10 protein-coding genes and 2 pseudogenes are annotated in these 11,859 nt (G+C 53.9%); 10 read left to right on the forward strand and 2 right to left on the reverse strand.

All coding sequences use genetic code 11. The features are described from left to right. The first annotated feature begins 591 nt into the window (after positions 1 to 591). The 6 genes from NKF06_RS17200 to NKF06_RS17225 all read left to right on the forward strand — a co-directional run bounded on the left by NKF06_RS17200 (position 592) and on the right by NKF06_RS17225 (position 7,084). Positions 592 to 1,356, forward strand: a complete 765-nt coding sequence (locus NKF06_RS17200) for an IclR family transcriptional regulator (protein ID WP_253246106.1) — start codon at positions 592 to 594, stop codon at positions 1,354 to 1,356. Positions 1,357 to 1,441: 85 nt separating this feature from the next. Continuing rightward, positions 1,442 to 2,461 (forward strand): tripartite tricarboxylate transporter substrate binding protein, encoded by a 1,020-nt coding sequence (locus tag NKF06_RS17205; RefSeq protein WP_253246107.1) that lies wholly within the window; start codon positions 1,442 to 1,444, stop codon positions 2,459 to 2,461. Positions 2,462 to 2,489: 28 nt separating this feature from the next. Continuing rightward, positions 2,490 to 3,914, forward strand: coding sequence for an FAD-dependent tricarballylate dehydrogenase TcuA (tcuA, locus tag NKF06_RS17210; RefSeq protein ID WP_253246108.1), 1,425 nt, complete (start codon positions 2,490 to 2,492; stop codon positions 3,912 to 3,914). Next, entirely contained in the window at positions 3,911 to 4,441 is a 531-nt protein-coding gene (locus NKF06_RS17215; protein WP_253246109.1) for a tripartite tricarboxylate transporter TctB family protein, read from the forward strand. The genes tcuA and NKF06_RS17215 overlap by 4 nt, the downstream gene beginning before the upstream one ends. Further along, positions 4,442 to 5,950: a tripartite tricarboxylate transporter permease gene (locus NKF06_RS17220; protein ID WP_253246110.1), complete on the forward strand. Its 1,509-nt coding sequence runs from the start codon at positions 4,442 to 4,444 to the stop codon at positions 5,948 to 5,950. It begins immediately after the preceding gene. Beyond that, positions 5,951 to 7,084 carry a PrpF domain-containing protein gene (locus NKF06_RS17225; RefSeq protein WP_253246111.1) on the forward strand — a complete coding sequence of 378 codons (1,134 nt, stop codon included), beginning with the start codon at positions 5,951 to 5,953 and terminating at the stop codon, positions 7,082 to 7,084. On the opposite strand, the gene NKF06_RS17230 is transcribed toward NKF06_RS17225, so the two are convergent. Further along, the gene (locus NKF06_RS17230) at positions 7,057 to 8,451 is read right to left on the reverse strand and encodes an SLC13 family permease (RefSeq protein WP_253246112.1); all 1,395 of its coding nucleotides are present in this window, start codon (positions 8,449 to 8,451) and stop codon (positions 7,057 to 7,059) included. The genes NKF06_RS17225 and NKF06_RS17230 overlap by 28 nt on opposite strands. Before the next feature lie 412 nt (positions 8,452 to 8,863). Here NKF06_RS17230 and NKF06_RS17235 point away from each other — a divergent pair. The 3 genes and pseudogenes from NKF06_RS17235 to NKF06_RS17245 all read left to right on the forward strand — a co-directional run. Continuing rightward, positions 8,864 to 9,182, forward strand: a pseudogene (locus NKF06_RS17235) (hypothetical protein); the annotation flags it as partial. A 68-nt stretch (positions 9,183 to 9,250) separates the two neighbouring features. Next, positions 9,251 to 9,898, forward strand: coding sequence for a hypothetical protein (locus NKF06_RS17240; RefSeq protein WP_253246113.1), 648 nt, complete (start codon positions 9,251 to 9,253; stop codon positions 9,896 to 9,898). Positions 9,899 to 10,174: 276 nt separating this feature from the next. Then, positions 10,175 to 10,581 (forward strand): annotated as a pseudogene (locus NKF06_RS17245) (SWIM zinc finger family protein). Between the two features lie 35 nt (positions 10,582 to 10,616). On the opposite strand, the gene NKF06_RS17250 reads toward NKF06_RS17245, so the two are convergent. Beyond that, positions 10,617 to 10,802: a hypothetical protein gene (locus tag NKF06_RS17250; RefSeq protein ID WP_042662373.1), complete on the reverse strand. Its 186-nt coding sequence runs from the start codon at positions 10,800 to 10,802 to the stop codon at positions 10,617 to 10,619. Between the two features lie 381 nt (positions 10,803 to 11,183). Here NKF06_RS17250 and NKF06_RS17255 point away from each other — a divergent pair. Then, positions 11,184 to 11,859: transcription initiation factor IIB family protein (locus NKF06_RS17255; RefSeq protein WP_253246114.1), on the forward strand; the 676-nt coding region annotated here is incomplete at its 3' end.

Raw genomic sequence — 11,859 nt, forward strand, 5'->3', positions numbered from 1 at the left:
ATCAAGCGCTCGATGGACGAACCCCGGTTGAGGAGGTCACTAACTAGACAGTGCCCCGAAACTATATGGTTCAGACTGAGTTTGTATCTTCCATTACAGTACTACAGTTTGTTCTTCGGAAAATGAGAGTTCCCATCAGTGCTCGAGAGGTGTTATCCACCTCGAAATTCTTGCCAATTAGATGTGTTCCAATCTCTATGCTCGGCCATGATGGATACCGCGCGCGAGTTAGATTCGTATTCAACCACCATGGAATATTCTCCCCGAGGAAAATTCCTTAGATAATTAGGTGAAAACTATATTCTTTTATCATATATGATATAATTCACACGGCTGAATATCGTAAATCCGCAAATATGGGCGTATATAGACCAATACCATCGCTAACCACCGTTTAATGGTTCAAGGGCAGTCTCTATCGCGACTAATCCACACTATTTTCTCCGAAATAATTCACAATGTCTGAATCCCTTTGTGAACGCCTCTTTGGCCCCGCTCATACTCAATTCGGCTTCTCTGAGTATGAAGTAACTCCCATTTGGGATTCACAAATCGTGAACACTTTTGACGTCCCTGACGAAATGGTCTAATATGCCTCCGAATGAACCTGGTCGCTCTCTCAAGACGCTTGAAAATGCCCTAGCAATCATTGATGTAATTCAAGAACGAGATGCCCTTACTATTGGCGAAATCACCGATGAAGTCGGATTCGCGCGGAGTACTGTTCATGGGTATGTCAAGACGCTTGAAAACGAAGACTACCTCACCAAACAGAACGGAAGTTATAAGTTGGGGATGGCGTTTCTCGACAAGGGTGGAGACGTCCGGATCCGAGACCAGCAGTTTCGAACAACGATTCCGAAAATCGAAGAAATAGCCGAAGAAACCGGTGAGCGAGCTCAATTCATCGTCGAAGAACATGGTATAGGGACATACATCCATACAGCGATTGGGAACAATGCTGTACGGGCTGATTCTCGGATTGGGAAGCGAATAAACTTGCACGCCAGCTCGGCAGGTAAATCTATTCTCGCTCATCTTCCGCACAGTCGTGTTACAGAAATTATTGACCAACACGGCCTCCCAGCATTAACTGAAAACACGGTCACAGACCAGGAGATTCTCTTTGACGAATTACAGAAGATACGCGACCGAGGATACGCAGTCAGTGACGAGGAGTCGATCGGAGGACTGAGAGCTGTTGGTGCGCCGGTTTTGAGTAACGACACCGTCATCGGTGGCGTGAGTATCTCGGGACCTGCACATCGAATCAAAGGAGAGAGATTCCGCTCTGAGCTTCCGAACTTCCTCTTGGGCGTGACAAATGAACTCCAGCTGCGATTAGAGTACCAGTAGCGTCACTTCTCGTGAATACAATCAGTACTGCTTCATTACCCTCATCATCGTTAACCTTATTAGTCAAACCCCAATCGTCCGGTGCATGGCACATGACACCAATGCCAGTATGACACGCCGTGGCTTTATGGCCGCAGCTGGTGCCGGAACCGTAGCACTCTCAGGTTGTAGTGCGGTCCAGAGTGAGCTTCAGGGTGGCGGTGGCGAATACCCTAGTGAAGATATCTCCTATATCGTCCCCTTCAGTCAGGGTGGCGGTACCGACACGTACGCTCGGAAGATTATGCCCCAAGTTTCCAACGAACTGGATTCTGGGATCGCAATCGAAAACGTACCAGGAGCTGCCTCGCTGAAAGGGGCTGCTGAGATCCTTCGCTCCGAGCCCGATGGATACACGTTTGGTGGATTCAACCCACCGTCCACGCCTATCTCCTACTTGGTACACCAGCCGGATTGGGATATGACGAAGCTCATGCCCGTCTGTACGTACGCCCGGACGCCCTACGGAATCTTTGCGAATCCGGAGCATAACATTGAGGGTCTCAAAGACCTCGTCAACCGTTACCAGTCTGGAGATCTCAAGCAATTCGCAGGGCTTGGACGCGGTGGCATCGTTAACCTCGCTGCTATCGTGATGAAGAATGACTACGGTCTGAACTACAACCAATATGTCGCTTACGACGGCGCTGGACCTGCGATCAAAGCGGCTGTTTCCGGTGAAGTCCCTGTCGTCGCAACTACTGACACTGCGGCGCAGAGTGCCGTTGAATCGGGCGATCTCGAGGCTGTCTCGATTCTCTCGAGTGAGGGGAGTTCTGTCTTCCCTGAGGCACCATCCCCGTCGGATACCGGTTTCAAAAGCATCGACTACATCGGCCAGCTCACTCGGTGCATGTTCCTACCGCCTGAAACACCTACGGATGTCCGCGATACCCTCGCAGAGGGTGTTAAGGCTGCACTCCAAACCGATGAAGTGCAGACCTGGTCAGAGCAGACTGGAAATATTGTCGAATATGGTTCTCACGAACGCGCTAAGAAGGCCTTAGTGAATTCCATCAACACAATCCCGGATAAAGTCAATATGTCGAAGCTTCGAGGCGAATAACACTCAAAAGCATCAACAAAATCCCACAATGAACGCACCTGGATACAGTAATACGTACAATTACGATATCGTTGTCGTCGGCAGTGGTACCGCTGGCCTCGCGACCGCGCTCCGCGCTGCGGAACTTGACCGTACTGTTGCCGTCCTCGAGAAAGCTCCTCGTGAACATCAGGGCGGACACACTCGATTCAGCGAATCGTTCCGTGTTCCCTCCGTTGGGACTGACCTTGAGCAGTATGGCTTCGAGTTCGACATCAAAGACTACACTGCCGACGAGTTCTACGAAGATATTCTTGATCAGACTAGTGACCGGGCAGATCCGGCCCTCGCTCGCTATCTCGCCGAAAACGCCGGCGATACCCTTGAGTGGCTCACCGGTTCCGCTGGCGTTGACTGGCAGATGGAACCGCTTGCCGTTGGGTATACCGTGGCGCGCACGTGGTTCGATGGCGAAGAATATGTTGACACTGTTACTGAAGCTGCTGAAAATGAAGGTGCAGACTTCCACTTCAAGACTGAAGCTCGTGGGTTCTACCGAGATAGTGATGGTAGCGTCGTCGGTGTGGATGCGATAACTGACGATGGCCCTGTTCGATTTGAGGCTGATGCCGTTGTCCTTGCAGCCGGCGCATACAGTTCGAGTGACGAAAAGCGCGTTCGGTACTATGGACGTGATTATGACGCGATGAAGGTACGTGGCAGTCGGTACAACACTGGCGAAGCACTCGAAGCAGCCAGCGATATCGGTGCTGATCTCGTCGGTCAGTGGGGTGGTGCCCATATGGCACTTATTGACGCTGCTAGCCCGGACGTCGCTGGTGGGGCAAATCGTGTCGATGGCTACCAGTACGGCGTCATCGTGAACGACGAAGGAGAACGGTTTGTTGACGAAGGTCAGGACGCTCGTGCACATACTTACGCGAAGTTTGGCCGTCTCATCTTTGAGGAACCAAATCACGTCGCGTACATTGTCGTCGACTCGAAGGTTCACGATCTCCTCCGCGCAACTGGACCATCGGATCCCACCATCGCGGATAATCTCCCCGATCTTCTGGACGAAGTCGGATGTGGCGACCCCACGACAGCTGTTGCAAACATTGAAGAGTACAACGCTGCCTGCGATCCAGGTGAGTTTGAACCAGAGGCTCTCGACGGGAACGAAGCAACTAGCGTTACACCGCCGAAGACGAATTGGGCACTCCCCATTGACGAGCCCCCCTACTACGCATACGCCGTCACTGGTGGTATCACGTTCAGCTTCGGTGGTGTCCGCACTAACACCGACGCAGAAGTCATCGACAGTCGCGGCGAGACGATTCCGGGACTCTACGCTGCTGGGAACAGCACCGGCGGGCTGTTCTTCGACAACTACCCTGGTGGAACTGGTCAAATGAACGCGGCCGTGTACGGAAAAACGGCGGCTGAGTCCGCTAATGAGTTTATCCAAAAATGAGCACATCCAAACCCTCGGTGACGGATCGGCTCACGGATATAGTCCGTGGTGAGCATGTGTTCGCCGCGCTACTAGTCACACTTGCCGTGTATATGTTCGTCACAGCTTACGACTTCCCACCGGCAGCGCGTCTCTTTCCACAGGCCGCGTCCGGACTTGTCTTGGTCGCAGCCGCGCTTCGCGTCCTAAACAACGTCATCCCATACGAATTCACCAAAGATGACGCTGTTGTGCTCAGCGGCTCTGATGCCGATGAGTCGTCGACGTCAGGAACGGAGATGAGTGAAGACAGTACGGAGAGTGAAAACCTAACCCGCATGCTAGTGCTTGGTACGCTCATCACAGGGTACATCCTCCTTGGGTACGCCATTGGACTATTCTGGGTGACTCCAGTGTTCGCACTCGCCTACTTCGTCTATACGGGTCAGAAGTGGTGGGTAACAGCGATTATCACCATCGCACTCACTGGGGTTGCCTATGTCTTCGTTGCGCTCATGAACCTTGATATCGTTACTGGAGGGCTCTGAATGGTCGACCTTAGCATACTCTTTCACGCAATCGAAACGGTTGTCTCATGGCCGGGAATTGCGCTCCTCGCGCTCGGTGTCTTTATTGGCATCATCGGTGGTGGCCTTCCCGGTGTCGGAGGGGCACTTACCCTGGCGATTGCGACACCATTCACACTCCAGATGGGGGACATCACCGCGATTATCTTCCTCATCGGAATATACAATGGGGTCATGTACGGGGGCAGCATCTCCGCAATTCTATTCAATGTTCCAGGCTCTGCGTCTGCAGCAGCGACGACGCTCGAAGGCTATCCGATGGCGAGAGTAGGACGTGCTGTCGACGCACTTACTATCTCTGCTGTTTCCTCGGCCATCGGCGACTTCCTCGGTGGAGTGGCCGTTCTCGCGATCCTTCCTGTACTCGTGTCAATCGTCCTCCTGTTCGGGACGCCCGAGTACTTCTTAGTCGCAGTCCTTGGACTCTCGCTCATCATGGTCGTCTCTGAAGGATCGTTCCTAAAAGATGCAATGGCGGGCGGGTTCGGCGTGATGCTTGCAACTGTTGGGATCGCACCAATGCTCCCAACACAGCGATACACGTTTGGCCAACTCGGCCTTCACAACGGAATCAGCTTTGTCGCAGCCCTCATTGGGATTTTCGCAGTTTCGGAGATGCTCCGTCTGAGCAAGCAGGGCGGGACGATTTCGCGTGGTGGGGATGTTGACATCGGAGGGAGCGTCCGGTCGGGTATTCGGACAGTCCTTTCAAAACCGCTCACGCTCATCAAGTCATCCATCATCGGCTTGCTTATTGGTGCAGTTCCGGGGTCCGGAGGGTCTGTCTCAACGTTTATCGCGTACGGGGAAGCAAAACGTGCATCTAACAATCCCGAAAAGTTCGGAAACGGTTCCGAGGAGGGTATTATCGCCACAGAGTCCTCAAACAACGCGACAGTAAGTGGATCGCTGATTCCGACACTGACGTTCGGTATCCCAGGGAGCACCACAACCGCTGTTCTCATCGGCGCGCTCATGCTTCATGGGATCCGCCCTGGACCAGCACTCTTTGGCGCACAGATCAACCTCACATACTCGATTTTCGTCTCACTCGTGGTATGTAGTCTCATTGTCCTTGCCCTCGGCCTCCTCGTAGTTCGGTGGGCAGGCTACCTGACGACGGTGAACACCGCCGTGATTATTCCCATTATCATCGTGCTGTCCGTTTTGGGCGCGTTCTCGCTCAATTCGAACTATATCGACGTATTCGTCGTGCTCGCATTGGGTATTGTCGGGTACTTCATGGAGTCGTACGACTATTCCATCGTCGCATTCCTTCTGGGACTTATTCTTGGTCCCATTGCGGAGGAAAATCTCTCCAGATCGCTCTCCCTTAGCAACGGAAGTTTGGATATCTTCTTCGCAACCCCCCTTCGACTGCTGCTGATCGTCGCAACGGTAGTGATCATCGTCGGGCCGTACCTCGGTCCGGTTCTGAAACAACAACTCGGCTCAACCTCAAACGCTTAAATGGATCAGAATTCACTGCAGTGCGCCCTCGTTCGCGGAGGCACCAGCAAGGGAGTTGCCGTCGCTCGCGATGAACTCCCAGAAGAGAACACCAATACAGCGCTCCTCTCGCTGTTCGGCAGTCCTGATGAGCGTCAAATCGATGGACTTGGTGGTGGAACATCGACGACATCCAAACTGATGATCATCGAAGAGAGTAATCGAGATGACATTGACATCGACTACGAATTTGGTCAGGTCAGTGTCCGTGATCCGACCATCGATTATGGAGGGAACTGCGGAAACATGACGACTGTCGTTGGACCGTTCGCTGTCGATCAAAATATGATCGATGTCCCGGACTACGGTGAAACAACAGTTACGCTCTATAATAAGAACACAGAGACACGTATTGACCAATCCTTCGAAGTAGTCGACGGTCGTACAGCTACTGTGGGCGATCACAAGATCCACGGTGTCCCTGGTACTGGCGCTCGGGTTGACACGACGTTCTACGATCCGGCCGGCACAATTGAAAAAGGACTCTTTCCGTTCAACGAACGGGTAACGACACTTGATGTCGATGGTAAGTCTGTCGAGATGACGGTCTTAGACGTTACAACTCCTGTTGTTTTCGTCCGAGCATCTGACCTCAGTGTCACTGGCACGGAGCTGCCCGAAGACATCGATAACAACCCTGAGTTCCTTGACCGGATCGAGCAGATTCGAGCGACCGTGTGTACGGAACTTGGAATCGTCGATTCCCCTGAGGATGCAACCGTCGAATCGCCTGGCTTCCCGAAGATAGCGTTTGTCGCGCCGCCAACCGATTACGAGGCGACCACAGGTCACGTTACTGAATCGGAAATCGATATTACAGCCCGAATCATGAGCATGCAGTACCTTCACCCAGTGTATGCTGTGACAGGTGCATCGTGTACTGCAGCCGCGACACTACTTGAGGGAACGATCCCAAATCAGGTCGCAGATGCTCCCGATAGTGACACGGTTGAGTTGGGACATCCGAAAGGAAAAATGTCGATTGAGGCCAGCGTCAACGATAACAACAAGGTCGAGAGTGTAACGGTCTCGCGTACACACCGACGCCTGATGGAGGGTCAGGCGTTCTATACGCTTGAGACAAACGGCCAGTAGAACAGCCATGCGGTAGTGCTAACTCCTAACGAGAGAAGGAGTGTTACGACGCCGAACTTAGCAACCTCTCTCTGTTTTAGTGGCCCCTCTTCGTACGCAAGCAGGGCGGAGGTTGTGTTGAACGGAAGAAACGTCGTTCCACCAATAACGATGAGCAGTGCGAATGAGAGATAGAGTTGGTTCACACCCAGTTGTTCCCCAATCCGAAGCGCGAAAGGGACAACGACGAGCAGCGCCGCAGACCCAGTAGAGAACACAGTACGAATGGCGACTGCGACCAGAAGAAGAATACCAATGCTTGCGAACGTGGGTAGAGCATGAAGCGGGATTGTCTCTAAGGTCTGGTTGATAAACAGTTCCACAACCCCCGTATTCGTCAGTGCCTCAAGTAAAGAAAACATTGCACCGATGAGAAAGAGCACGTTCCAGCTCACGTCCTCGACAGCATCTGCACGGATAATTCGGATCTTGGGGAGTGCAAGGATAAGGACTGCCGCAGCAGCTGGAAGAATGGTAGGGATCCCAAGGAACGATCCGATAATCCACGCAAGGACGGTTCCGGACATCACAGTGGCAACGATCTGTTGGTCACGGTTGAAGCCAGTAGCAGTATCTTTTGTCATCGGTTTCTGAATATCTGGATAACTGAGCGGATAGAGCGCGAAAACGGAAACAGCACCAAGCAGATATAGGACTACTGCAGGAGGAACCATGTATAGGGCCCATTCCACCCACGTGAGGGGACCGACGAGCGAGTGAATGAGTCCAGCAGTGACTACAGCCATACCACCGCCAGTCATGAGTCCAATGGATGCAAGTGGGTTTACCTGGCCAAGGATCAAGAAAGCAGTTTGCGAGAAGTCAGAACTGAAGGAAAGATTAAAAGAGGTCCGAAGACGACGAACTACAGGAATTAGTGTCACGGTCCGAGCCGCAGCAGAGGGCATAAAGACAGCAAGAGAGAGTAGTGCCGCTGTTAGCGATTGGAGTGCATGCGTTGGGGAATTTTTGGTCCCAAGGAGGCGATCTGCGAGTCGGGTATCCAGATTCACTTCGGAAATCGTGTTCCCCAACAGAAAGAGTAGAAGTAGAAAGAAAACGAGCGAAGAAGAGAACCCAGATGCAGCATCTTGGACGGAATTTGAGACGCCAAGTGCATAGAGGAGCATGACTGCAGTGACGCTTGAGATCACATATGGAACAGCGCGAATCAACCACAGAAGAAGTGTCGCAAGGAAGACTGCTGTCGCGGTCAGACCAGTCTCTGTCATTCCCGTTGGCGGGGTAGCTATGAGTCCGCCAGCAACGATCACGACCGCACCGACAAGACCAAAGATGGAGCTGCGATCTAAGAAGTTGCTTGTCACAGTTATCCTCCTATTTATTTGAACTAAAATCAGATGTTTCCGGCAATCGATTTGATATCTCCTGAGGAAGTTCCGATGATGACCCCACCAGACGCGTTATTCCAACTGTTTGGTGTGTGTTCGCCAAGCTTGAAGCGAATATGGCCCAACAGCGAATTAAGGAGGGTTTGCTGCGTGGATGGTAAACAACGAGTTTCATCATGGTCCGTCCACACTTGGCTTCGAGAAGAATGACCGGTTTCATGTCGGTGAGTTCAACAGTACCAGCGTGAGGTATCTTTCACGTCTCAAGAGCAACCGTACTCGTGATCTCTGGTGTGTCGCAGTGAGTTGTGTTTGTGTGCGCCGGCGATGAGCGCCGGCGCAGGAGGTCGGACAGACTTCGACTCTTGAGCCGGTGAGGTGACGACGAATGCACCAAGTAATCTACGCACTCGTGACTGCATCGACAACAGACGAAGCCCTCTCACGGGCCGCCGACGTGTTCGACCAACTGGTGGGGGCCGCCCCGCAGGCCGAAGTGGTGTTCGACTACTATGTGACGTTCGATGACGACTCAACAACGGTCGCCGGCAGCGCCCGGTGGGGTGACCTCCCGGTTGCCTCGGAGACGGCCAAGAACTGCTTGAGCGCGGCTGGCAGGCGACATTCGTGAGTTCGAGCGGAATCTCGAGCGTGTTCGAGAGGGCGTTGACGACCTCGACGCGACGGCGATCATGCGTGATGAGGAATTTGATACGCAAGCCCACCTATTAGTATATCAACAGGTATTCAATCTCAGAGAGATTCCCTCGGAACAATGCAACGTCGCACGCTTCTCGGATTGGTCTGTAGCGTCGGGGTCGCTGGCGTTCTCGGAGCAAAAGCCGGGATTGACGGCAAGCCCTCCATTCCAGCAGCCACATACGCCGAGGAGCCAGTACCCTCGACAGGTCAACGGAACAGCCCTATCGTGGCTACTGACACGACAACGGCGGGAAGCAAGACGTACGGTACCGTTCGACAGTCCGCGTCGATTCACGACCTCGAATCAACTGGTCGCTACGCCCTCGTCACCAAGTATCAACTTATCCCAGGATCGAACTATAATACGAGGAGCGGGTGGAAAACTGCTTCCCTGACGGTCGAACACGGCTGGACCTCAGGGTCTCTCGTCACTCACTCTGGAGACGTTGTTCCGGCTGACGATGGCAACGCTGACTCGAACCTTTACTTGGGCACTACCGACTTGACGAGACAGTACCGGTGGCATCTGATGTTTGACGGCGCGACAGGAAATTCCCACACCTTTCGCTTCGCTACTGTCGTGGACCGTGAGGAAGTCCCCGAGAGAGGTGATGCTCTCGTCGACTTGAGATTCGGTGCGGGCTTCACGAAGGGATTCCTCGGGGCCTCAGAACGGGACCTTGTGACGGCACGGCTCATAATGCAGGGAACGAACAAGTAGAGTAGAGGTAGTCCACATGACCACATCGGAAAACACACTCTGCGACTTCACTCTCTGGCCTGCGTTTGGATTACCAAGTATGAGCTATCAGACAATATTGGGGGTAACTGTCCCACCTGAACTGATTGATACGTTTTCTCTGTACTGACTGCAATGGGGTAGTCAGGATAGGTCCGTTGAAAAGAAGCGTACTGGTCCTCGTGTCGTCTGCCACTCCGTCCGACAGCGTAGTTTTTCATGCGCCCGAGGGGGCGCGCGCACTGCGCGCTGGCTATCATGACTCCAGTAATACTAGAGTTCGACGCACCTGTACGCGTCCTCAAGCGGGCGCAGTACGAGGCGTTCGCGTTCGAACTCTTCGACGGCGATGTCCGTGTTCGCAACGAGAGCTATGATGACCCAACCGCGCACGAGTACCGCGTTCGAATTCGGAATGGCGTGCCCGATTCGTGTTCGTGTCCCGCCGATGCGAGCGGTAACGGCCCGTGTAAGCACCGGGTTGCAGTCGCGATCCGCCCACGAATACTCGAACTTGCGGTCCAGATGCGTGTCGTTGCTGACGGTGGTAGCCTACCAAACGGCGATGATGACACACCAGACCTGCCTGTGAGTGTGAACCGCTATCTGAGGACCTCCCGTGCTGGAACTGCATTGACGCTGGGCGGCGTAATCTGTCTGAATAGCCGTTAGCGAGGGTTCGTACGTCACCAAGTACTCGTCAGTCGTCGGACTGCTGGGACGCAGCGTACGCACCAGCAAACTGCTCGCGCATCTCTCGCCGGAGCAGTTCACTCATGACTTCGTAGACGACCGGTTGCGGGTACTTCTCGAGGAGGCGTTGGACATCGGCTGCACATTTGTTTTTTTCAGTCGCAAAGTTCGCAGTCCATGGTGAGCTACTCATACAAGACAGTTACTTGTTGCCTCAGTTAATTGTTTGCCTGGTGAGAAATTCCTACTAACACAGTCCGCGACCCGCAACCCACAGATATCCAATAACTTGAGTGTCGAGTGTACGAAACTCGGTGGGCACGAGGCCCACGAGGGAGTTATCAAGGGGCGAGCGCGGATGGCTTGGTACGCGATTCCGCACCCGTTGCAGAACAGGGCGCGTCTTATGTGACACGACGAGCCTGCAACGGTAATCCACTTGCTAGCCTGTTTGGTGTTGTGGTTCAGTCATTTAATGACCTCCAGCTGGGTCAAGGGTGTTCGAGACAGCAACCGCGTTTTTTGGCCCCTGACGGGTGGGGGGCGCACCAAATTGCGTCGCGCGGTGTTCGAGATGGCGACACGAGATGTCTACGAGCGACAGTTCGACGAATCGTGCGGGAAATCCTGTGGAAACGCGTCTTGTCCGGAGTGTGGCGGCCAGGTCATTACGGACGCTGGTGAGCGACGGTGCCAGTTGTGTGGGCTCATCATCGACGGATACGGAATCGACCGCGGTCCTGAGTGGCGGTCGTTCGAGCGCAAGGAGCGCAAGCGAGTAGGTGCACCACGAACGCCGACGCGACACGATCACGGTCTCGCTACTGAAATCGGCCGACACGTCGACGCGAACGGGACCGCGATTCCGGGCAAACATCGCCAGCAACTCTCTCGACTCCGTACCCAGCATAGTCGGAGTCGGTACCAGTCGAGTCGTGAACGTCGGTTCGCGCATGGCTTGGACGAAGTCCGGCGACTCATCGGTGCGCTTGACCTCCCGGACAGCTTGCGTGACCAAGCCTGTCGGTGCTTTCGGTCCGCTCAACAGGCGGACCTGCTGCCAGGGTGGTCGATTGAAGCAGTCGCAGCTGCGAGCGTCCATGCGGCCTGTCGATGTGCGGGGCTTTCGCGGACGCTTGCTGAACTCGTCCCGCTCGCACGGGTGGCTGAATCGCGCGTCAGATCGGCGTACAACGCACTCAATACAGAACTCGGGCTGCCTGCGAAGCCAGTTGCACCGGTTGAGTTCG

The organism is Haloferax sp. AB510 (assembly GCF_024136985.1).
Taxonomy (GTDB): Archaea; Halobacteriota; Halobacteria; order Halobacteriales; family Haloferacaceae; genus Haloferax.